General features: G+C 47.4%; 20 protein-coding genes, 1 tRNA gene and 1 riboswitch. Of the genes, 4 read left to right on the forward strand and 17 right to left on the reverse strand.

What is annotated here, in order from left to right; all coding sequences use genetic code 11:
• Positions 1-3: 3 nt before the first annotated feature.
• The 8 genes from AC1DXC_RS18980 to AC1DXC_RS19015 all read right to left on the reverse strand — a co-directional run bounded on the left by AC1DXC_RS18980 (position 4) and on the right by AC1DXC_RS19015 (position 14,546).
• On the reverse strand, positions 4-1,005 hold the full coding sequence (locus AC1DXC_RS18980; protein WP_477460751.1) for a family 43 glycosylhydrolase: 1,002 nt from the start codon (positions 1,003-1,005) through the stop codon (positions 4-6).
• Positions 1,006-1,499: 494 nt separating this feature from the next.
• Positions 1,500-2,519, reverse strand: coding sequence for a family 43 glycosylhydrolase (locus AC1DXC_RS18985; protein WP_477460752.1), 1,020 nt, complete (start codon positions 2,517-2,519; stop codon positions 1,500-1,502).
• Between the two features lie 84 nt (positions 2,520-2,603).
• Complete coding sequence (locus AC1DXC_RS18990; protein WP_477460753.1) at positions 2,604-3,752, reverse strand: hypothetical protein; 1,149 nt, start codon at positions 3,750-3,752, stop codon at positions 2,604-2,606.
• A gap of 84 nt (positions 3,753-3,836) precedes the next feature.
• A complete protein-coding gene (locus tag AC1DXC_RS18995) occupies positions 3,837-5,162 on the reverse strand; it encodes a glycoside hydrolase family 99 protein (protein WP_477460754.1) in 1,326 nt (441 codons plus the stop codon).
• 71 nt (positions 5,163-5,233) lie between these two features.
• Positions 5,234-5,947 (reverse strand): DUF3823 domain-containing protein, encoded by a 714-nt coding sequence (locus AC1DXC_RS19000; RefSeq protein ID WP_477460755.1) that lies wholly within the window; start codon positions 5,945-5,947, stop codon positions 5,234-5,236.
• An 18-nt stretch (positions 5,948-5,965) separates the two neighbouring features.
• Positions 5,966-7,786, reverse strand: a complete 1,821-nt coding sequence (locus tag AC1DXC_RS19005) for a RagB/SusD family nutrient uptake outer membrane protein (RefSeq protein WP_477460756.1) — start codon at positions 7,784-7,786, stop codon at positions 5,966-5,968.
• Positions 7,787-7,797: 11 nt separating this feature from the next.
• Positions 7,798-10,932, reverse strand: a complete 3,135-nt coding sequence (locus tag AC1DXC_RS19010) for a SusC/RagA family TonB-linked outer membrane protein (RefSeq protein WP_477460757.1) — start codon at positions 10,930-10,932, stop codon at positions 7,798-7,800.
• A 662-nt stretch (positions 10,933-11,594) separates the two neighbouring features.
• On the reverse strand, positions 11,595-14,546 hold the full coding sequence (locus AC1DXC_RS19015) for a leucine--tRNA ligase (RefSeq protein ID WP_477460758.1): 2,952 nt from the start codon (positions 14,544-14,546) through the stop codon (positions 11,595-11,597).
• Between the two features lie 269 nt (positions 14,547-14,815).
• Here AC1DXC_RS19015 and AC1DXC_RS19020 point away from each other — a divergent pair, with 269 nt between their 5' ends.
• Positions 14,816-15,451, forward strand: coding sequence for a class I SAM-dependent methyltransferase (locus tag AC1DXC_RS19020; protein WP_477460759.1), 636 nt, complete (start codon positions 14,816-14,818; stop codon positions 15,449-15,451).
• Here the strand turns inward: AC1DXC_RS19020 and AC1DXC_RS19025 are convergent.
• From AC1DXC_RS19025 to AC1DXC_RS19045, 5 genes are all read right to left on the reverse strand, one after another.
• Positions 15,446-15,934, reverse strand: coding sequence for an N-acetyltransferase family protein (locus AC1DXC_RS19025; protein ID WP_477460760.1), 489 nt, complete (start codon positions 15,932-15,934; stop codon positions 15,446-15,448). The two genes, AC1DXC_RS19020 and AC1DXC_RS19025, sit on opposite strands and share 6 nt — an antisense overlap.
• Before the next feature lie 136 nt (positions 15,935-16,070).
• Positions 16,071-16,141, reverse strand: a tRNA-Cys gene (locus AC1DXC_RS19030).
• Positions 16,142-16,155: 14 nt separating this feature from the next.
• Positions 16,156-16,791 (reverse strand): peroxiredoxin, encoded by a 636-nt coding sequence (locus AC1DXC_RS19035; protein ID WP_477460761.1) that lies wholly within the window; start codon positions 16,789-16,791, stop codon positions 16,156-16,158.
• A gap of 149 nt (positions 16,792-16,940) precedes the next feature.
• Positions 16,941-17,055, reverse strand: a riboswitch (SAM riboswitch).
• 204 nt (positions 17,056-17,259) lie between these two features.
• Entirely contained in the window at positions 17,260-17,484 is a 225-nt protein-coding gene (locus AC1DXC_RS19040) for a hypothetical protein (RefSeq protein WP_477460762.1), read from the reverse strand.
• A 26-nt stretch (positions 17,485-17,510) separates the two neighbouring features.
• Entirely contained in the window at positions 17,511-18,386 is an 876-nt protein-coding gene (locus tag AC1DXC_RS19045) for a carbohydrate kinase family protein (RefSeq protein WP_477460763.1), read from the reverse strand.
• Between the two features lie 285 nt (positions 18,387-18,671).
• Between AC1DXC_RS19045 and AC1DXC_RS19050 the strand changes: the two genes are divergently transcribed.
• Together AC1DXC_RS19050 and AC1DXC_RS19055 are read left to right on the forward strand one after the other, a co-directional pair.
• The gene (locus AC1DXC_RS19050; RefSeq protein WP_477460764.1) at positions 18,672-19,100 is read left to right on the forward strand and encodes a YybH family protein; all 429 of its coding nucleotides are present in this window, start codon (positions 18,672-18,674) and stop codon (positions 19,098-19,100) included.
• 33 nt (positions 19,101-19,133) lie between these two features.
• Entirely contained in the window at positions 19,134-19,382 is a 249-nt protein-coding gene (locus tag AC1DXC_RS19055) for a hypothetical protein (protein WP_477460765.1), read from the forward strand.
• Between the two features lie 100 nt (positions 19,383-19,482).
• Here the strand turns inward: AC1DXC_RS19055 and AC1DXC_RS19060 are convergent, their stop codons facing one another.
• The 4 genes from AC1DXC_RS19060 to atpD form a co-directional block, all read right to left on the reverse strand.
• Complete coding sequence (locus AC1DXC_RS19060) at positions 19,483-19,773, reverse strand: type II toxin-antitoxin system RelE/ParE family toxin (RefSeq protein ID WP_477460766.1); 291 nt, start codon at positions 19,771-19,773, stop codon at positions 19,483-19,485.
• Positions 19,773-20,012: a hypothetical protein gene (locus AC1DXC_RS19065; RefSeq protein WP_477460767.1), complete on the reverse strand. Its 240-nt coding sequence runs from the start codon at positions 20,010-20,012 to the stop codon at positions 19,773-19,775. Before AC1DXC_RS19065 ends, AC1DXC_RS19060 begins: the two co-directional genes overlap by 1 nt.
• Positions 20,013-20,127: 115 nt before the next feature.
• On the reverse strand, positions 20,128-20,376 hold the full coding sequence (atpC, locus tag AC1DXC_RS19070; protein ID WP_477460768.1) for an ATP synthase F1 subunit epsilon: 249 nt from the start codon (positions 20,374-20,376) through the stop codon (positions 20,128-20,130).
• 82 nt (positions 20,377-20,458) lie between these two features.
• Positions 20,459-21,964 carry a F0F1 ATP synthase subunit beta gene (gene atpD / locus AC1DXC_RS19075; RefSeq protein WP_477460769.1) on the reverse strand — a complete coding sequence of 502 codons (1,506 nt, stop codon included), beginning with the start codon at positions 21,962-21,964 and terminating at the stop codon, positions 20,459-20,461.
• A gap of 207 nt (positions 21,965-22,171) precedes the next feature.
• Between atpD and AC1DXC_RS19080 the strand changes: the two genes are divergently transcribed.
• Positions 22,172-23,392 carry an OmpP1/FadL family transporter gene (locus AC1DXC_RS19080; protein ID WP_477460770.1) on the forward strand — a complete coding sequence of 407 codons (1,221 nt, stop codon included), beginning with the start codon at positions 22,172-22,174 and terminating at the stop codon, positions 23,390-23,392.
• Positions 23,393-23,395 lie beyond the last annotated feature (3 nt).

Below are 23,395 nucleotides of genomic sequence, written 5' to 3' on the forward strand. Positions count from 1 at the left end.
CAGTTATTTTTTTGCGCCCGTAAGGTTGGTTTGTATCACCTTGCGGATGCTGCCATCGGCATTATAGTATAGTTTGTTTACACAGATGGAGCGCAGCCAATCGTTGCCGGATAGCGAGCTGTTATGGTAAAAGGCATACCATTGGCCCTTGAACTCTACGATAGAGCCATGGTCGGTGAAGCTATCCGTAGGGTCGATGTACACGCCGCGATAGGTCCATGGGCCAAGGGGGCTGCTGCTGGTAGCATAGCGCATGCGGTTATGCTTGCCCGCCTCGTTGAAGTTATCGGCGTAGGAGAGGTAATAAACGCCATCCTTTTTATGTACCCAACTGGCCTCGTGGAAATCGTTGAGGCCCTGCATGGTTTTCATTTCGCCATCTATCTCCATCATGTTATCCTTCAGCTTGCCGCCTTTGCAAACGTTGCCGCCGCCGTAATAGAAGTAGGCCTGTCCGTCGTCGTCTACAAACACACAAGGGTCTATCAACGATTCGAGGCCTTTGATGTAGCCCTGCGATTTAAAATCCTTTGCGGGGCTTTTGCTGGTAGCTACGCCAATTTTCCAGGTGGTGTTCCACTCATCGCCGCTGGGGTGCGGGTAGTAAAAGTAGTAAGTGCCGTTTTTATAGGCTGCATCAGGTGCCCACATAAAACCGCCATCCTTGCGGCCCCATTCTGCATCCGTAGCGCGGAAAATCTCGCCTTCATCGCGCCAGGTAAGCATATCGGCGGTGGAGTACACGTGGTACTGGTCCATCAGATCGCAGCCGCGGGGCGGGGCGATATCGTGCGATGGGTACACGTACAACCGACCATCGGCCCAAACATGTGCGGATGGGTCGGCAGTGAAAATATCGGTAACGAAGGGGTTTTTGAGGTCATCTCCCTTAGGGTCCTCTATCACCACCGGCGTTACCGGTTTATTATCTGTTCCGCCTTTTTTTGAGCAGGCTCCTAAGGCAAGGCCCGCCAGAAGGAGGGCGTTGATGAGTTTTTTATTCATTTTTAATTCATGTTATTTATGGGTTTTACAACCCCCTCTTTCACTTACATAGCCGTCAGACGAATCTGTTTCCTATCGCTCGCATATTTGACTCACCCCGACGGCCCGCATGCGCGGGCGTCGACCCTCTCTGCTTCGCAAAGAGGGTTGAAGAGAGAAAAAAATCTCCCCCATGTTTCCCCATTTCCCCATTTCCCCGTTTCCGCATAGCCGCCAGCCTAATCCGTTTCTTATCGCTCGCATATTTGACTCACCCCGACGGCCCGCATGCGCGGGCGTCGACCCTCTTTGCGAAGCAGAGAGGGTGGGGAAATGGAAAAGGGCAAAAAGCTTAACCTCAATGTCTCCCCTCCTGTTCCCGCAGGGTCTCTTTGAAAAAGGACCCTGCGGCACGAGGACATTCCCGCTCAGCATATCCGCCTGGCATACCCGCTCTGCAAGTTGCCGCAGGGTCCTTTTTCAAAGAGACCCTGCGGAGACTCATTCATGGTTTTTTAGTTGACCTTATTATCGGCCAATGTTTTTTTATAGGGACTGGGCACTACTTTTTGTATGGTGCCATCGGCATTGTAGAACAACTTGTCTACGCATATCGAGCGCAGCCAATCCTCCCCCGAAATAGCGCTATTGTGGTAAAACGAGTACCACTGCCCTTTGAATTTTACGATAGAGCCGTGGTTGGTGTAGCTATCGGTTGGGTCCATGTAAATGCCCTGATACGTCCAGGGGCCTAGCGGGCTTTTGCTGGTGGCATAGCGCATCTGGTTGTGCTTGCCGTCTACATCATGGTTATCTGAGTAGGAGAGGTAATACACCCCGTCTTTTTTATGCACCCAGGTAGCCTCGTGGAAATCTTCCAGGCCTTCCATTTTGCGCATCTCGCCGTCTATCTCCATCATATTGGCTTTCAGCTTACCGCCTTTGCTGGTGCCGCCGCCGCCATAATAGAAATAGGCCTGCCCGTCGTCGTCAACAAAAACGCAAGGGTCTATCAACGATTCGAGGCCTTTGATGTAGCCTTGCGATTTAAATGGGCCAATGGGGCTTTTGCTGGTGGCCACGCCTATTTTCCAGGTAGCGTTCCATTCGGTGCCACTTGGGTGGGGGAAGTAGAAGTAATAGGTGCCGTTTTTGTAAGCAGCATCCGGCGCCCACATAAAGCCGCCCTCTTTGCGGCCCCAGTCTACATCGGCGGCGCGTAGTACTTCGCCATGGTCTTTCCAATGCACCATATCATCGGTAGAATATACGTGGTACTGGTCCATCAGGTCGCAGCCGCGTGCTGGAAAAATATCGTGCGAGGGATATACGTACAGGCGGCCATCTTTCCATACATGGGCCGATGGATCTGCGGTGTACATATCGGTTACAAAGGGATTGCCTACGGCCGCTGCGGTTTTTTGCTGGGCCAGGCAATTTACGGTAGATATAATGCCGAAGCATGCGGCAAGGGCGGCTGCTTTAAACCACTTGCTTTTTTGCGGTGATGCTGTTAACAGGGTAGAAGTAGTCATTATACTATGGTTTATTAAAAAGCAGGGGGAGGGTTGCTCTCCCCTGCTTTTGTTTAAAAGGATTAGTATTAAGGTTGGGTAAGGTTATCTTTTCTCTTCGAAACGCAGATCATCTATCCCCGTGACCAGGTCGGCGTGATCTTTTGTTTTGGTGAAGAAGAAGATGCGGAAGTGATCTATCGCTTTATAATCTGCTCCGCCATCGCCGGTTTTATTGGCTTTATCAAAATCGAGCGAAATCTCGTTCCAACCGTTCTTTAAAGTTGGAATCAATGGAGCCACATCCCATGCCGATTCGTGGTCGTCTGATTTACCCGAGCTGGTAATCTCTATCGAGCCATCTTCTTTCAGCAAAGAAACATCGGAGATATACCACCAGAATTTGAATCTGCCGCTACCTTCGGTAAAGCTTGTGTTGATTGGCGTTGCCTGTTGTTTGATGAACTGCATAAAATCGTCGCCGTTTTTGATGGTGTTCTTAAGATAGCCGGTGCCTTCTTTCTTGCCCGAAGTTTCGAAGAAAGGCGTACCAACAGTTTCCCAGCCCGCAGGCTCGTCGGCATGGTCGAAAGAAACGGCCGGCGCAGGCGGCGCTATGCGGAAGCGCAGGTTATCTACGCCAGAAACCAGTTCCGCGTGGTCTTTGCCATCTGTAAAGAAGAAAATACGGAACTGTTTAAGGTTGGCCGGGTTAAAATCTCCGCCCGATTTGTTGGCTGTATTGAAGTTAAGCGCAATCTCGTTCCAGCCCGTTTTAAGCGTCGATTTGATATCAGCTATGTTCCATCCGTATTCTTCCTTATCGAAATCGCCCACGCTGTTGATCTCTATCTGGCCATCGGCTTTAAGCAACGATGGATCAGACAAGTACCACCAAAAAAGGAACTGGCCGTTTGTTGCGGTTAATTTGGTATCGAAAGCGGCAGCCGGTTTATAGATGAACTGCATAAAATCGTCGCCGTTTTTAATGCTGTTCTTCAGGTAACCGGCACCTTCTTTTTGGCCCGTGGTTTCTATAACCGGGTCGCCAACGGTTTGCCAGCCATCCTTAGCATCTACCGCCGTGTATTGTACTAATGAAAGATCTACCGGTACTACCGGCGGCGGTGGTGGCGGCGGCGGCGGTACCACACCAGATGTATCCCTTGATGTAAACTTCTCTTTTTGGCAGCCTGTTACCCCAAGCCCCATAACAAAGATGGCACATGCCATCGCAGTTTTTATTAGTTTCATTTCCTTTAAGTTTTAAAGTTTAAAAATTGGTTAAGGCCGGCCTGTTGTTATGCAGGCATGCCTGTTGTTCTTTTAAAAGCGCTGCTACCTCGTCGGCTTCGCGCCGGTGTATGTCCCCTCGCCATGGAACCATTTTGCACCCTGCCCGGTTAACCACAGGTAATAATCAGAAGCAAGCTCGTTCTCTATGCCTACGAATTTTAACCCTGTGCTCCCGTTAAGCGGTACATCGGCCGCCCTGGCTGCTTTAAAAATGGCAGTACCCTCATCTATCTCATCAAACATGGCTACGTACAAAGATTTTGCCCCGGTGTTTTTTGCCCCCGCAATCTGCTGCCATAAAAAGTCGCCTTTTAAGCGCGGGATGGCGTAGTAGATACTCGGATCTTTGTGCATATTGCCCCAGGTAAAACCGGGGAACACCAAGGGTACGTAATCAACCTTGTTGGCTTTGCACCATTGGATATCATCGTAAACGTTCTGCGCCTTGTAGCCTGCCGAATTGAAGCGGCCAACGGCCCAGGGCATCACCACATCGCATTTTTTGATGAGGGTGTGTAGCGCGGTCGATTTTTCGGTATCGTCGCCCAGGGTGCGCCAGTAGTATGGCACGCCCAGCATTACCGAGAACTTGTTGTCGCTGCCTTTCAGCTTGCCAACCAGTTTGCTTACGTCATCAATAGTGTAGCTGCGGCCATCGTTGAAACCCACGCCCCATATGGTAAGCATAGGTCTGCCGTTATGATACAGGAAGGTTGGGTTCTCCTTGTTATCGGCCAGTTTAAAGGTCGTCAGCAATTCGTTCCAGTCCTGCTCTACGTAGGCAACGTCGGCACTGCTGCATCCGCTCAGGTCGTACATTACACTTATGGCGCGGCCGTATTTCTTGGCGGCTTTCAGCGCATTGGCCAACACTTTGTTAAAGTGCCTTTTGCCTGCTGCGTTGGAGGGTTTTATCTCGCCCACGAAACGTTGCATATGCACGCCATCTATACCGTAATCTTTCATCCACTTAAAGTGCAGGTCTACGCTTTCTTCGTCGTAGGGGCTGTACAGGTAAGCATCCGAGCCATCGGCAAATTTGAATGGCGATTTGTAACGTTTGGTGTACTCGGTAATATCCGGCCAGAAATCTACATTGGTGTTGCCCGGGAAAAAGCCGCCGTTACCCTGGTAATGGTACCAGCCCCGGTGCGAGTCGTCGCCCTCGGCGGCAAACCAGCCCTGGTAGCCCGCCATCACCAAACCTGTGTAGCTTTTATATTGCAGACCGGTAAGGTCATAAACCTTATCGGTATTGGTAACCGGCGGCGTAACCGGCCCGGTTTCATCCGGCGTGCCCTTTTTGGAGCATGCCGATACAGCAACCGCTATGGCTATCACCGTGAATATTATGCTGAACTTCTTCATCCGTTGCGATATGTATTTGGCAAAAGGTTTATAAAACAGGCATGCGTTTTAGCATGCCTGTTTGCTTTTAATTATTGCGGAACGTTTATTTCTATGATGTCCGAAAAATTCGAGCTTTTGAAGCTGTCGTTCACACGAAGGCCCACCCTGGCGAAGAATTTTCGGCCCGGTACCAGGTTTGGCACTTCTATCGTAATCGATTTATCCGCCGCCGTCATATCGGCCCACTCTTTATTGATGCTCTTTTTGTACACATCAGAGTAGTCCCTGATAGAAGCACCCGCGCCCACCAGCTTAGTGGTATTGATATATGGTTGCGTTTCTATAATGGTGGGCATACCTGCACCTATGGGTGCCGTGATATCATACTTCAAGGTTAAAGTAGTACCGTTTAGCGTAGCCGTGAAGTTTTTGATTACGATGTACGGCGTAACGGTAAAGTCCTGCCTGGTGCCTTTGTTGATATCCACGGTGAGGGTATCATAAATTGGCCAGAAAGCGCCGCCCTTAGGTATAATCTTGTACTTGCCTTTGAACAGTTTGGTATCCTTAAACGTACCATCGAATTTGCTGGGTATCTCCTGCGGCGATGGCGTAGCGCTCCAGCTGATCTGCTCCAGCCTTATTTGGGTGCTGCCCTGCGAAGTAAGCAAATTGCCCCCTTCGGATGATATGATGTTGCCCTCTAGAGAGGCATCCGGCCCGTCGTAATTATCTATTTTAGTGCATGCTGTGGCCGCCACTACGGTTAAGCCTAACAACATCCTACTGATCAGTTTTTTCATATCTATCAATTTTAAGCGTTAGTAATTAGGGTTATTAGGGTACAGGTTGGGGTTTTTGCCCAGCTCGCCGCCCGGGATAGGCTCGTAATAGAAGCGCTTATCAAAGTTGTAGTTGCGCTGGTAAAGCTCCGGTTCGGCCAAAAAGATGTACTTGTTTTCGTTGAAAACGTAGTAAGGCATCAGGCCTTTGAAGCGGGCGTTGTTCAGCACCACGTCGGCAATTCTCCACCTTTTCAGATCCCAATAGTACTGGTTCTCGAACGCAAGCTCCATGCGGCGTTCTTTGCGCACTTTCTCCAGGTCGATAGAACCATAAGTTGCAGCGCCTGCTCTCGACCTGATGAGGTTGATAGAAGTCAATGCGTCGCCGGCGTTGCCCAACTCTATGGCTGCTTCGGCGCGGTTAAGCAATACTTCGGCGTAGCGCAGGTCCATCCATGGCTGCTCGCTGCGGTTAAGGTCTACCGCTGCCTGTGCTTTGGAGTAATCTACATATTTACGTACATAGAAGCCTGTACGGGTAAGCTCGTCGCCACCTGTCCACAAGCCGGTGAAACCGATAACCTGTTTGCCATTATAAAGGGTTTTGGTATCGCCAGATAGGATGTAGCTACGAGAATTGGTAGCTTTTGCCACCTCTGCAGCAGCCGTGCCGCTGAATGATGGGTAGATACCGCGCTGCATATCGAAAGTCAAGCCACGTAGTGTAGCGCCAGGGAAATATACAGTAGCCAATAAGCGAGGCTCAAGCCCGGCCATCAGTTCGGCGCGATCGTTGAAACGTTTTGGCGTGCCATCACCGTTGGTTATCGGCAAATCGCCCCAAAGCGAAACCAGATCAAGCGTAGGGTAGGAGCGCGAAAGCGCGTTAGCCGTCATATACCGGGGCGACATGGTAGCGTCCCAGCTATGGGCCGTATTGGTAGCAATAGAGTATTGCTTTACGAAGATAGACTCGGGGCTGTCGCCGGTTTTCAGGAACAGGTCGATGTAGTTTTGAACTTTATCTGGGTTTTTGTTGTAAAGCGAGTAATGCCCTTCTAACAGCTTGGCAGCCTCGAAAGCTTTGGTGAAGTAACCGTTTGCCTTGCCCGCATCTATGCCTACATAACCGCCTGAGCGTGCTGCGCCATCAACAAAGTTTACCGAACCGTATTTGGCTATAGTACCTGCATAAAGCATGGCACGTGATTTTAAGGCTGCCGCCACATATTTGTTTGCGCGACCGGCAACGCTGGTTTCGGCCATCATCTGGTAGCCTAAATCAAGCTCGGCACCAATGAAATCCCAAACTTGTTCCTCCGTGTTGCGGTGTACCTGTAATTCTTCCAGCGGTGCGCCCGGGTCTTGCGGCTCTGTAATAATAGGTACGCCACCATAGCGTTTAGCAAGGCCGAAGTAGTAATATGCACGCAGGAAGTGGCCCTCGCCCAAGATCTGGTCCACACGGGTTTGGGTAAGCTCGCCTGCATGGTTGGGGATTTCTTTAAGCAGGATGTTCACGCTGCGGATATCGCCGTATGGCCAGTAGCCGAAGCCGCCGCCAATATCGAAACCGCCGAAAGGCCCCACTTCTTCGCCCGTTACCGATGCGGAGTTATAAAAGTTCTCCCAATCGTTACCGCCATTGCGGAAACCACCATCGGGACGGTATTTGAAATCTTCGATGGGCAGACCGCGGTACACGGTAGCCAGGAAAGAGTTAACCCCCGCTTCGCTGCCGAAGATAACATCAGCGCCCACGATATTGGTTGGCGGGATATCTAATTTTTGGCACGAGGTTACTGACACCCCCGCGCAGATAGCTACCGCTGTGATTATTTTATGTATAATTTTCATATGTCAAATAATTAAAAGGAGATGTTTGCGCCCAGGTTAAATGTTCTGTTCATTGGGTAGGTGTACCCGCCTAAGGCCACGCCGAAATCTTCGCCCGGCCTTGGGCCCTGGTGCTCAGGGTCGTAGTTCTTAAGGCTGGTAAAGGTGAACAGGTTGTAGCTGTTTGCATAAACCCTCAGCCTTTTCACACCTACGCGTTTCAAAAGGTTTGTTGGCAGGGTGTAGCCCAGTTCAAGCGATTTTACCCGCAGGTAACTCGCATTCTGTATGGCCTTGGTGCCTTTTGCATCAGGCGAACCCATTGCAGGGTAAAAACCGGATACCCAAACGGTGTTAGGGTCGTAAATGTTGGCTGTTGGGTCGGCGGTGTGCCAGCTATCCAGGAAACGGGTTAACGCGCTGCGGTTGTACATCAGCGGAGACGCAAACTGTTCGCCGTATTGTACGTATATGCCACTGGCACCTTGCAAAAGAACATTGATATCGAAACTTTTGTAGTTTACGCCAATGTTTAGGCCGTAGTTATAAAGCGGGATATCCTGTGTAGCAATAGGGTGATCATCCTTGCCATCTATCTGGCCATCTTCGTTCCAGTCCTGGTAATAGTAATCGCCGGGAACTACGCCGTTGTTGCCACCACCGGTGTTTACAGGATAGTTGTAAATTTGATCGTAGTTGGTGAACTGGCCTTCGTAAGTAGGGCCCCACCATATATTGGTGTACCGGTTTGCCTGGTTGTTTTTCCAGTTTTCGTAAGCATTGCCAAAGTTGCCCTGTAAAATGGTGCGACGCTGTCCACGGGTGGCGCTCACGTTAGCTGCAAGGTTCAATCCTACCTGGCCAAATTTTTGGTGGTAAGCAATGTTGAAATCTAAACCCTGTACCCTATCGCTGTTAAAGTTTATCTGTGGTACATCGGCACCTACGGTACCAGGCAGGGCGGTAGCAGGGGTAGCCTCTAAGCCGGTACGGTCGCTGCGGAATACTTCGAAGCTGCCATCAACAGAACCTCCGAACAAGGTAAAGTCTACCGCGATGTTCTTTTTGGTGTTTACAGCCCAGCTTAGGCCGGCGTTACCCAATTTTTGCGTAGCGCCGTTAACCGCGCCACTGCCAAATATATAAGAGCCTACCGGGTAGTTGTACCCGTTAACATAGTTGAAAGGGTTACCGCGCTCATCACCGGTTTGGCCCCATGATGCTCGTAACTTTAAGCTCGTAATTATGTTTTCTGATACCAGTTGACGAAAGAACGGCTCTTTGGTAACAACCCAGCCCAGTGATACGCCCGGGAAAAATCCCCACTGATCTGGCCCCGGCTGGTATTTGTTAGAACCATCACGACGGAAAATGAACTCGGCCAGGTACTTTCCTTTGTAATCGTAATTAAAACGACCTATGATACTGCGGGTGCCAATATCATACAAGCCGCCGGTGTACATACCGCCTTGCTGGGCGTTGTTGGCTAAACCGCCAAAAAGGTAATCGATAGGGAGCTCGGTATCGCGCTGTGCGTAAAAGTCGTCACCTGTTTGGTGGCTTTGTTCGTAAACTAAGGCAGCCGATACGTTATGATCTGTAAAAAATGTGTTTACATAGTTTAATGATAATTGGCTTTGCGTGTTTTGCCTGGTGTAGTACTCGCGGTGTATTTGCGATGGGCTCTGTGCTATGGTTGGTATGTAGCTGTCGTTATCGGCTTTGTAGGTATAAAGCGTGTACGAACGGCGGATGATGTTATTGTCATCGTTACCATAATCAAGGTTGAACAACGCTTTGGCGGATAAGCCGGGAACGCCGGGTATCTGGTACTGCAGGTTCATCTGACCGGTAAAGTTCTTTTTCTTGAACTTGCGGAAGCCGCCCTTATCTGAGTCAGTTACTACACCGGGGTTCATGTTATCGTCTATAACGGCAGGGTACAGCGGGTTATCGTTAGCGAAAATCTGCTTGATAGGGATTTGGTTCCATGCGTATTTGTAGATGGTCCACTGATCCTGGTAGGGTTGATTTTTTTCATCCATCCAACCACTGGCAAGCACCTGGCCGGTTAGGCCTTTGGCAATGTTCATGGTAACGTTTGAGCGGAAGTTATATTTGTTGTAGTTAATATCGCCCGATTTAAACACACCATCCTGTTTCTGGTAACCGAAGTTGAAGAAGTAGCTTATCTTTTCGGTACCCCCGTTGATGTTGAGGTTGTGCTGTATTTGCGGCGCCCATTCTTTAAAGGCCTGGCCAATCCAGTCTGATGATTTGCGGGTGCCATCCAGGTATGGTTGAATATCGGCGTATGAATAAACCGGGGGGGCAACACTTACAAAGTTGTTATCAAAGTTGTGTTTGCCTTTTTCGTTGGTGAGCAGCATAAAATCAACCGCGCCAACGCCTTCTGGCATGCCAACGAATTGTTGGTATTGCTGGTTAACCGAATAGTTAAGATCGAATTTGCCCGATTTGTTGCCTTTTTTGGTTGTAACCAAAATAACACCACCAGATGCACGAATACCGTAGATAGAGGCCGCAGCATCTTTCAGTACCGATAAGTTCTCTATCTCGTTAGGGTCCATACGGCCTAAAATTGCCTGATCATTTCCGCTGATCACCCCGTCTATTACGATTAAAGGCGCTGTTTGAAAGCCGCGGATGTTTAAGTTGTTGGCATAACCGCCGGGCTCTGATGTACGTTGTACAATACGTACACCGGGTATTTTACCGCTAAGCATGTTTACAACGCTTTCGTTTTTGGTAAGTACCAGTTCTTTGCTTTTTAGGGTAGATACCGAACCGGTGATGGTTTCGCGTTTTTGTGTGGCGTAACCCACCACAACAACCTCATCGAGGTTATTGTTGCTGGTTTTTAGTGCAACCGTTCCGTCTTTAAGATCGCTTACCCGAATCTCCTGGGTGGTGTAACCTATATAAGTAAACTGCAGCACAGCGCTGGTGCTGGGCACGGTGATGGTATATTTACCATTCAAATCGGTAACGATACCTGTTGTGGTGCCCTTTACTTTTACACTTACCCCCGGAAGTGTGGCCCCGTCGGCAAGGTCTGTCACTTTCCCGCTAATAGTAGTTTGCTGGGCTAACAAACTAAGCGGTGAAAGGAGGAGAAGTACAATTAAGTATTTTAATTTTTTCATATTTTTCTCGTTAATGTTTAGGATTGATTGGGTTGGTTTGCCTGGCTGGGGCAATAAATTGTGCGTGCAGCAATTTACTTACGGGGGGTTAAGGTCGTAATTGTACATAGTTGTATAGTTGGTTTGATACATCGCCTGCTGCCAATGGTGGGGCTGCAAGCGCGATAATTGGTTTAATATTATGCTACAAAAGAATAGGCGTTCATTAATAAAAAATAAATAATAGATTAATTTCAGCTATAAAAAGGCCCGTTATTAGTGTTTTGAACTGATTTTTAGGGCTTGGTAGCTTTTTTTTGATAAAAGGCGATGAAATAAGCAGGGCGTAAAAATGGCTGTATAAACGACAAGTAAAAAGGCCCTCAGTGGGGTGGTGACAGGTGCGGGCATAGGTTACTTAGTGTATTGAATACGCAAAGGCTGCGGGTAATGGCATGCGGACCGGACAGCAAACAGCCCCATAACTGCCTGCTAATGCAAACGGTTACGGGGCTGTATGATATTTGTCTGAACTGAACCGGGATTAAACGGATTTAAAGGATTTTTCCGATTTTAAAAAATAGAATCAAAATCCTATAAATCGTATGAATCTGCTTAACGGCAAAGCCTTCTTGAGCACCGTTAAAAATAAACATCCGCGAAAAATCCCGGTTCAGACGCTTTTATGCCACGATATTCACTATCCTGCCTTTTACCACGATGACCTTTTTAGGCTCTTTGCCATCCAGGTATTTTAACACATCCGCATGCGCGCGTATGGTGGCCTCAATCTCCTCGTTGCCGAGGCTTAACGATAGCGGGATATTGGTTTTCATTTTACCGTTAATGGATATAGGGTAGCTAAACTCATCCTCTACCAAATAGGCCGGGTTGAATTTAGGGTATGCGGCGTAAGATATGGTACCTGCCGGGTTACCCAGCAAAACCCAAAGCTCCTCGCAAATATGCGGCGCATAGGGTTCCAGCGTGATCACTAAATCTTGCAGGATGGCGCGTTTGTTACATTTCAGGTCGGTTAATTCATTCACCGCAATCATAAAGCTGGATACGGAGGTATTGAACGAGAAACGCTCTACATCCTGCTCTACCTTCTGGATAATCTTATGCAAGGATTTTAGCTCTGCTTTGCTTGGCTCGGCATTGCTTACGTTAAAATTCCAATCCGCATCGTGGAAAAGCCTCCAGAATTTACGCAGGAATTTAAACACACCTTCAATGCCGTTGGTATTCCATGGCTTGCTTTGCTCCAGTGGGCCAAGGAACATTTCGTACATGCGCAAGGTATCTGCGCCGTAACGCTCAATCAAATCGTCAGGGTTAACAACGTTGTACTTGGATTTCGACATTTTTTCGACTTCCCAACCACAAATATATATGGCTCGATTCTCATCGTGAGGGTAAGAAATTGACTTATCTTCCAATATAATTATCGCTTCATTATATTCTTTACGCCACTCTCGAAATTTGTTAATATCTAAAACGTCCTTAGTAACAATATTTACGTCGACGGGAAGTCCATAACTCGAAAATGATGAAAGCCTACCTTTCAGTGTTATTTTTATGTTTAAAGCGTTCAGCGCTATTTCTACGGTTTCGTTTAAATTTTTATCCTTATCCTTACCCGATGTTAAATCTCTAAATTTATCAAAAAGGTTTTTTGATAAATAATACATCTCAACGGTATCATCTCTATAATCAAGTACTAAGCGATACACAAAGTTACTCCGGCCCTGTATCATCCCCTGGTTAATCAGCTTTTTAAACGGCTCTTCCTCGGGCGTCTTGCCGATATCCTTTAAAAACTTGTTCCAGAAACGGCTGTACAGCAAGTGGCCGGTAGCGTGTTCACTCCCGCCAATGTAAAGGTCGACTGCTTTCCAGTATTCAATGGCTTCTGCAGATGCAAACTCCTCATTGTTTTGGGCATCCATATAGCGGTACCAATACCAACTGCTGCCCGCCCAGCCGGGCATGGTGCTTAGTTCGTATTCACCTTCAGGGTGTTTCCAGTCGGTGGCACGTGCTAATGGCGGCTCGCCTGTTTCCGTAGGTAAGTATTTATCAATCTCGGGCAATATCAATGGCAACTCGCTTTCATCAATTAAGTAGGGCAAGCCATCCTTAAAGTAAACCGGAACGGGTTCGCCCCAGTAGCGTTGGCGGCCAAAAATGGCATCCCGCATCCTGAAGTTTACCTTTGCTTTGCCCAATTTTAGTCCTTCCAATGTCTTAATAATAGCGTAAGTCGCATCTTTGTAATCTAAGCCATTAACAAAATCAGAATTTACATATTTGCCTTCCTTGGTAGGATCAGCTTCAAGTTCGATGTTTTGTGTGTCGAGAATTTGCACTATCGGCAAATCAAAATGCTTCGCGAACAAATAATCGCGCTGGTCGCCGCTTGGTACGGCCATTACAGCGCCTGTGCCGTAACCGGCAAGCACGTAATCAGCAATCCATAGCTGTATCTTCTCACCGTTCAGTGGGTTCAATACATAGCTGCCCGTAAATGCGCCCGATACGGTTTTTGTATCGGCCATACGATCAAGCTCGCTTTTCTTTTTGGTTTTGGCAATGTATTCCTCTATATCTTTTTTCTGCCCGGGCGTGGTTAAAGCAGCAACCAATTCATGCTCGGGTGCTATTGCCATAAAGGTTACGCCGAAAATGGTATCAACCCTCGTGGTAAATACTTCGATGTAATTAGTATCAAGCTCTGCGAGGTGGGCAGATTTATCCAAGGGGAACTTCACACTCGCCCCAACGCTTTTGCCTATCCAGTTGCGCTGCATTTCTTTCAAGGGTTCCGGCCAGTCAATGGTGTCCAAACCATCCAACAAGCGCTGGGCGTATGCGGTGATGCGCATGCTCCACTGCATCATTTTCTTTTGCTCAACAGGGTAGCCGCCGCGCTCGCTAAAGCCGTCTTTTACCTCGTCGTTTGCCAACACAGTGCCCAAAGCGGCACACCAGTTTACGGTACTTTCTCGCAGGTAGGTGAGGCGGTATTTCAACAGTTCTGCTTGTTGCTCCTGTTCGGTGAATGCTTTCCACTCCTCGGCGGTAAAGCTCAATATCTCTTCATCGCAAACGGCGTTGATGCCCGCGCTGCCTTTGCTTTCAAAATGCGCAATTAGGTCGTCAATCGATGCCGCTTTATCCGCATCTTTATTATACCAGCTGTTGAACAGCTGCATAAATATCCACTGCGTCCATTTATAATAACCAGCTTCGCTGGTGCGCACTTCGCGACTCCAGTCGAACGAGAAACCTATCTGGTCCAGCTGGCGGCGGTAGGTGGCAATATTATCTTCGGTGGTCACCGCAGGGTGCTGTCCGGTTTGTATGGCGTATTGCTCGGCCGGCAGGCCAAAGCTGTCGTACCCCATAGGATGCAACACGTTAAAGCCCTTAAGGCGTTTGTAACGCGCAAAAATATCAGAAGCTATATAGCCCAGCGGATGGCCCACATGCAGCCCGGCCCCACTTGGGTAAGGGAACATATCCAGCACGTAGTACTTGGGTTTGTCGGTTTTATTTTCGGCTTTAAAGGTGTGGTTATCGGCCCAAAACTGTTGCCACTTTTTCTCTATATCCTTAAATTGATAGTCCATTTTATTAATTGCGCATGTGCGGGCACGAAAATAATAAAAATGAGCGGCTAAATGTGCAGATGTGCAGATTTCAGATGTGCAAATGAGCGGCTAAATATGCAGATGTGCAGATTTCAGATGTGCAAATGGGTAAGAAAGGCATGTAGATGTGCAAATTCTGATGCTCCCTTGATTGACAAAATCAGTAATGCTGTGGTGATGTTTCATCTGCACATTTGAAATCTGAAATCTGCACATCTTTCGGTTCAGACAAACACTACCTTTACCTTATGCAAAACAACCTGCAACAACTATACGGCAATATCGATATCTACCTGTTCGACCAGCTACTGAAAGGGCGCTTCGACGGCTGCCATAAGGTGCTGGATGTGGGCTGTGGCGGCGGGCGCAACATTGTTTACTTTTTGCAGAACGGCTTTGAGGTTTACGGTATCGACCCAAACCCGGATGCATTGACCGGGGCAAAGGCCTTATCAGCAATGCTTGCCCCGGCTAATTCCGCAGGGAATTTTACTTGCTGCCCGGCGGAGGATTTGCCTTTCGCCGATGCCTCCTTTGATTTGGTTATCTGCAGCGCGGTTTTGCACTTTGCGCAGGATAGCAACCATTTCGATGCCATGCTGCGCTCCATGTGGCGTGTGCTAAGGCCCGGCGGCTTCTTGTTTGCGCGACTGGCATCGGATATAGGCATAGAAAACTTGGTTATACCGCAGGGCAATAGCCGCTACTTGCTGCCCGATGGCAGCGAGCGTTTCCTGGTAAACGAACAAATATTATTGGAATACACCCAGGTACTCGGCGGGAAGCTATTCGAGCCGATAAAAACCACCAACGTACAAAACCTGCGATGCATGACCACCTGGTGCGTAAGGAAAAATGATGCAGGTGATGCACATATCCTATAGCGCTCGATACATAATATAGGTGTCTACCAAACCTAATTGCTGATGCCGAAAACCGTTTGGCGTTGTTCCGATGATGGAAAACCCCTGTTTTTGCCAAAGCTTTACCGCCGTTGCATTGGTTGATACCACGAAGTTGAACTGGATACCCACGTACCCCGCTTCCGTGGCCGTGTCTACAGAATGCCGGCAAAGCATGCCGCCTACGCCTTTTTCCCTTGCGCCGGGATGCACCATATAACCGCAATTGCCCGTATGGTTGCCCAGGCCAGGCTGGTTAGGCTTAAGGTAGTAAGTCCCCACAACCCGGCCATCCTCGATCGCTGCAAAAGTTTGCATATTGGGTGCAAGCCAGTATTCCATCATGCCGTCGCGTGTGGTTTCGGGGTCGAATGCGTAGGTATCGCCGGATTGTATTACTGTCGAGAATATTTCCCAGATGCCATCGTAATCTGCCGGGATGGCTTTCCTTATTTCTATTGCCATGGTTTGGTGTGTTACCGATGCTTCAAATTTGGGGTATTGCCGGCTTTAAATCAAGTTTGGCGAGGCAAACCATAAAAAAGCGACAGGCTCCCCAGCCCGTCGCTTTCTGAAAACTAAATTATCCACTTTTTATTTGACGCCGCGGGTAGATTCGAACTACCGTTGAAGGTTTTGCAGACCTATGCCTATCCTCTCGGCCACGCGACTTTATGCTTTTCCTGTTATTTATTCGGCTGTGGTGTTAAGCGTAAGTAGGGTTTCACCTCTACAAAGCCCTTGGGGAACTTGGCGGGGATATCCTCTGTTTTGATGGATGGCAGCACCACTACCTGCTCGCCATCTTTCCAATCGGCCGGGGTGGCTACGCTGTGGTAAGCAGTAAGCTGCAGCGAATCGATCACGCGCAGTATCTCCTGGAAGTTGCGGCCGGTTGATGCGGGGTAGCTGATGATCAGTTTTATCTTTTTATCGGGGCCGATGATGAACAACGAGCGCACGGTAGCCGTAAGCGATGCGTTGGGGTGTATCATGTCATAAGCGAGGGATATCTCGCGGCTTTCGTCGCCAATAATTGGGAAGGTCACTTCCACGCCCTGGGTTTCGTTGATATCGTTTATCCACCCCTTGTGCGATTCGGTGTTATCCGTGCTCAGCGCAATAACTTTTACGTTACGTTTCTCAAACTCATCTTTAAGAGATGCTGTTTTGCCTAGTTCGGTGGTGCAAACAGGGGTGTAATCTGCAGGGTGGGAGAATAATACGCCCCAGCTATCGCCCAGGTATTCGTAAAAATCAATGTCGCCAAGGGATGTTTGTGCTTTAAAGTTTGGGGCCTCATCGCCAATTCGTAAGCTCATAGTTGTAAGTTTTAATTTTAATATTTTTTATAGCAATATTACGCTATCGGTTAATCAATAGTAAAAACTTATCCAATAAAATTTGAGGAAGAAAGGGGAGCCGCCGGCAGATAACGGCATCATTACGAACGCCGTTTGTCTTTTAAATCAGCTTATCTGTCTCCGCATTGGCGGAGCAGGAATTAGCACCTTACACCAGGCGCGAAGCCGGTACAGGTTGCTAAGACATCATAGGGCCTTTCCCTCTGTCTTTCTGGATAAGTATTTTTAAAGAACGATTATATCACAAAAGTAGCTATAAAAACTACAATTCCTATAGATTTTGTTATTTATCTCGGGTGAATCTGTAACTAACTGAAAATCAAAACATAAAATGACTTATATTGTATCAAGCCCACACGTTATGAAAACTGCGCTACCACTTCATCAACATTATAAACCGGGTTGGCACCGCGCTGGGTAGTTCGGCTATGATATGCGTTTAATTTTCATCGAACGTATAGTTAGCGATTCGCCAATTTCTAAACCACCCGTATCACTTAGCTCAACGCCGGTCATAGCTTCTGACTCTGGGAATATAGCAAGGTCATCAACGAACTCTCTCATGGTAACTTGCTTTTCACCATTAATGTCAAATCGCCGGGCAAATAAATCTTCTACAAATTTTTGGACCCTGTTACGCCTTCGTTTCATTTGTAAATGGCACCTGAGCTATTATCTTACGAAAACTGTGCTACCACCTCATCAACATTATAAACCGGGTTAGCGCCGCGCTGGGTGGTTACATAGGCACCTACCGCGCAGGATTTTTCAAGCAGGGCTTGCATGGGGGTGCCGTTAAGCAAGCCCGTAATAAACGTTGCCAGGAACGAATCGCCCGCCCCAACGGTATCCACCACGCAAACTTTGCAGCCGGGGTGCTCGTAATATTGGTAATCGTTCCAAATGATGGCACCATGCTCGCCGCGGGTTACGCAAATGATTTTAGTGTGGAACTTGCTTTGGAACTCCTCTATCTTTTGTTTCAGGTCGCCGCTGCTGCCGTGTATAAGCAACTCGGCTTCTTCTTCGTTCATTTTGATTACGTCGGCACGGGCAGCCAGCGTTTCGATGGTGTTCATGGTAAAATGCGGCGGGCGCAGGTTCACATCGAATATTTTAAGCGCGTCGCTCTCATCAAGCACGTTGAGCAGGGTTTCGAAAGAAGCTTGCTCGCGGCAGGCCAGGCTGCCAAAAACGATGGCGCCTACTTTTTTAGATGTAGCTTCTAAAGGTTCGGTAAAGCCTATATTATCCCAGGATACAGGTTGCGGGATAATGTACGTGGCGGTGTTATTTTCATCCAGCTGTACAGTTACTTCACAGGTAGGCAGCTTTTCGTCGCGCTGTATCAAATCGCTGAAAAGGCCATTCTCCTGAAGGAAGCCCGTTAGCTCATTGCCCGAGGCATCGGTGCCTACGCTGCTGGCAAACCATACATTGTTGCCTTGCTGCACCAGGTGGCGTGCTACGTTCATAGGAGCACCGCCCGCTTTTTTAACATCGCCAAAGGCATCCCATAAAACTTCGCCGTAGCACAAGATTTGTTTGTTCATAAATTGATTGAGGGCTGAAAGATGAAAGCATAAAGCTAAAATATTTTTTGACACGATTTAGCGATTGAAGGATTTGACGGGATTTTTTTAATTGCCTGAACCATGATTTGCTTGATTACCGGATTATGGGACTATTCCGATTGCGAAATTTTATCGGGGTATCCCTTAAACAAGCAAATCATGGTTCAGAAAAAGGACAGCTGGATTGATTTTAATCCTGTCAATCCTTAAATCCTTTAATCGTGTTATCTTTTAATCATGGTTCGGAAGCGTTATATTAGTTGAATGAAAAAGCAAATTCTCTTCTCTTTTCTCCTGCTTCTGTGTTCCTGCTTCGCTATAGCGCAAAATAAAGATAAGCAAGCCATCGCCAAACTAATGGCCGACCAGCAAACCGCCTGGAGCAAAGGCGACCTGGAGGGCTTTATGCAAGGCTACTGGAAGTCTGATTCATTAATGTTCATTGGCAAGCGTGGCCCGGCTTACGGCTGGCAGGTTACGCTGGATAACTATAAAAAGGGCTACCCCGATAAAGCTGCAATGGGCGAGCTTACCTTTAGGCTGGATAAGATAGAGCTGCTGGGTAAGAACGATGCCTTTGTAATGGGTGCCTGGAGCCTCAAACGAGAGAAAGACGCACCCGGTGGGTATTTTACGTTATGGTTCAGGAAGATTGATGGTCAGTGGAAGATTGTGTGTGACCATACGAGTTGATAAAGATGGCGATCATTCAATAATACCGACAGTATGCTGCACCTGATTTTCGATAGCTGGATAGCTAGCCTCTTTAGGCTTATAGGTGTTTGCGTGCTTTTTACATTGGGATACTTCAAGCAAATAATCCGCCCGGGGGCTAAAGCTTATTCTTTCAGGAGTATTTACTATATGGAGTATGACAAGGAGGATGAATTCAAAAAAGGCATGGAGCGGGCAGGACAGCAAATGGCAGGGTTGATGTTCGTTCTGTTGCTATTGGCAATTTATGCGCTAATTTGATTGAGGGAAAAGCAGGTTTGTTAAACCGCCAGGTGAAATCGAACCGGCAGAAAAGAGATCCAGACATTGATGCCCGTGCCTTTTTTATATAGTTGTCAACCTATCTTCTGAATTTTTTGCGGGGACTTCGGCTGGTATGAAAGACGGCGTAAACTATTACGTCACGCTCTATAATTTCAAATACAATAACATAAGGGAAGGTCTGTAAAACTATCTGACGAAAGTCTTTTTTGATTTTTGCATATAACAATGGCCAGTCTTCAATTTTATCGAAACAGCGCTGCAATTCCTTTAAAAATAATTCGCCTAATCCTTGTTGCTGTTCTTCGTACCAATCGTATGCCTCCTGAGCCATTTTGATTGCCCGGGGTTTTATAATCAATTGAGGCATTACAATTCTCGTTGCCTTCTAATTATTTGCATAGCCTCGTCTCGGGTGTAAGATTTGGTTTTGCCTGTTAAATGTAATTCTTGCTCATGCTCTAAAATGTCGAATTGTTCTTCAGACAATAGAAAGGCATCTTCTTCATCGATATCTCTTTCTAATAAAGTATAAATAGCTTTTACTTTGTTGTCCTCTGCATCCGCCAGATAACTCATTAATTTTTGCCGCATGGTTAATGTAGTCATAATGTTATACCCTTTAAACAAAGCTACTTTTTTTTGAGCATAGCACAAAAAAAGCACCCCACAAAAAAGGCCCGAACATAAATCCGGGCCTTTTCAATATCAGTGTGAAAAACGATTACTTATGGGTAATGCCTTCTGCAAGTACAGTTACTTTATTGTTTAAAGCTTCTACTACGCCGCCTTTAATAAAAAAGGTATCTTCTTTACCGCCTTCCCTTACAACCAATTTGCCGTCGTTAAGGGTAGAGATGATAGGCGCGTGGTTATTCAGTATCTCGAAAGAGCCTAAAGTACCGGGCAGGCTTACCGAAGTAGCTTCACCTTCGAAAACTTTTTTATCAGGAGTAAGGATTTCTAATGTCATGTTGTGTTAGATTCAAGAATCAAGAGTCAAGATGCAAGATTTTTTTCCTGTCCTGATTCTTGATTCTTATTTCTTGATTCTATTAATTATTAGCTTCTGCTAATAATTTCTTGCCTTTTTCAATAGCGTCTTCGATGCTGCCCACAAGGTTGAATGCTGCCTCAGGGTACTCATCTACTTCGCCATCCATAATCATGTTGAAACCTTTGATGGTATCTTTGATATCAACCAATACACCTTGTAAACCGGTGAACTGCTCTGCCACGAAGAATGGCTGAGAAAGGAAACGCTGAACACGGCGTGCACGAGACACGGTTAATTTATCTTCTTCAGAAAGCTCGTCCATACCTAAGATGGCGATGATATCCTGAAGTTCTTTGTAACGCTGTAAGGTTTCTTTAACACGTTGAGCAGTGTTGTAATGCTCATCGCCCAGGATAGCTGCGCTAAGGATACGTGAGGTAGAATCCAGTGGATCCACCGCAGGGTATATACCAAGCTCGGCAATTTTACGCGAAAGTACGGTTGTAGCATCTAAGTGGGCAAATGTTGTTGCCGGTGCAGGGTCGGTCAAGTCATCCGCAGGTACGTAAACGGCCTGTACAGATGTAATTGAACCACGTTTTGTAGAAGTAATACGCTCCTGCATGGTACCCATCTCGGTTGCCAAAGTTGGCTGGTAACCTACCGCAGATGGCATACGACCTAACAAAGCCGATACCTCAGAACCTGCCTGGGTAAAGCGGAAGATGTTATCGATAAAGAAAAGGATATCGCGGCCTTTGCCTTCTTCGTCACCATCGCGGAAGTACTCTGCAAGGGTAAGACCTGATAGCGCCACACGTGCACGTGCACCTGGGGGCTCGTTCATCTGGCCGAAAACGAAGGTTGCTTTTGATTCTTTCAAAGCTTCAGCGTCGATTTTTGTCAAATCCCAGCCGCCAGCTTCCATGGAGTGCATAAACGCATCGCCATATTTTATAATGCCCGATTCAAGCATCTCGCGCAATAAGTCGTTACCTTCACGGGTACGCTCGCCTACGCCTGCAAATACAGATAAACCTGCATAAGCTTTCGCGATGTTGTTGATCAGCTCTTGAATTAATACTGTTTTGCCTACACCGGCACCACCAAACAAACCAATTTTACCACCTTTTACATAAGGCTCCAAAAGGTCGATAACTTTGATACCTGTAAACAGGGCTTCAGTTTCGGTTGATAGGTCCTCAAAACGCGGAGGCGTGTTGTGGATAGGGCGACCATTGGTTTTGTCAAGGTTAGGGATACCATCGATAGCATCACCAACTACGTTAAATACACGGCCTTTAATGGCATCGCCAACCGGCATTTTGATAGCAGCTTCGGTATCTAAAACATTCATACCGCGCAGTAAACCGTCGGTAGAGTCCATCGCAATTGCGCGCACACGGTCTTCGCCTAAGTGCTGCTGAACTTCTAAAATGATTTTTTGTCCGTTGTCTTTAGTGATCTCAAGCGCATCGTAAATCTTAGGAAGATGTGCGTCATTAGCGAAACTTACGTCAACTACCGGACCGATGATCCTTGATATTTTTCCAATGTTTGGCATATATTACCTGGTGTTTTAAAGAAATTTAAAATGAAACGGAACCCCTTTTATCAAATAAAGGCACTATTTCAGAGGCGCAAAGTTAAGGTTTATTGCCAAATATTTAAATAGTTATGGTAAGATTTTTTTGGTGTTTTTATTAATACTATTTCTGTAAGTTTGACGCCCAATTATAAACCAAATTTTCTGTACGCAAATTCTTAATTAATGAAAAAACTTTTACTGCTATTGATGTGGTGTGTCCCTGTTTTTGCTTATTCGCAGGGTTTCCAGGTGAACCTGGGCGGCCAGAAACAGATAGGCATGGGCCATACGGGCACCGGTCTGCTGCAGGATGGGGCCTCTATTTTCTTTAACCCGGGCGCGGTTGCTATGTTGCCCCAAAATTCAGTTTCTGCCGGTATCAGCCCGCTATGGTTTAAATCCGGCTTCAACCCATCGGGTACCAACGACAAATATTTTACTAAAGACCGCGTAGCTACGCCTATACAGGCTTACGCGGTTTGGGGGCCAAAATCGGCTAACTGGAAATTTGGCCTTGGCGTTTATACGCCATTTGGCGGCCTTACCGATTGGGGTACCACCTGGGCCGGTAAATATTCGGTGCAGAGCCTGGACCTGAAAGCAATATTTATCCAACCAACTTTTAGCTACAAATTAACCAATGCTTTAAGCATCGGCGCAGGCTTTGTTTACAACCATGCCAGTGTTGACTTGAGGAGGGCGATACCATTGGCAGATGCTAACGGAAACCCCGGCCAGGCGAAACTGGAAGGTACAGGCAAAGGTTACGGCTGGAATGCCGGGCTCTTCCTGAAAACAAAATCGTTTACAGCGGGGCTTGATTACCGCTCTAAGGTGAATACCAAACTAAAAAACGGCGATGCAGTATTTACCGTGCCATCATCGGTACAGGCAAACTTCCCGCAGCCTAATACCTTCAGCTCGGGCATACCGTTGCCGGGAACATTCTCATTGGGCCTCGGCTTTTATCCAACCCAAAAATGGACCGTTGGTTTCGATGCGAACTTTGTGGGCTGGAGCAGCTTTAAAGCGCTGGAATTTGATTATGCTGCCAACACTTCAACACTTGCAGACACTTATTCGCCACGTAACTACGAGAACGCGTTTGCGCTGCGTACAGGTGCCGAGTACAAGTACAGCAATAAACTGGCCCTGCGTTTTGGCGGCGGTTATGCTACCACGCCTGTTAAGGATGGCTATGTAACCCCCGAGGTGCCCGATGCCAACCGTTACTATCTTACCGGTGGCGTAGGTTACAAACTGGCCAAACGTTTGGATATCGATCTTTCCTTTGAGTTTGAGCACCTGTTTACCCGCACCCAAACCAATATCGAAACGCAATTATCCGGAACGTTCCACAGCAATGTGTACATCCCCGGCGTGGCCCTTTCTTATCATTGGTAACCT

This window comes from Mucilaginibacter sp. P2_D11 (assembly GCF_056404435.1).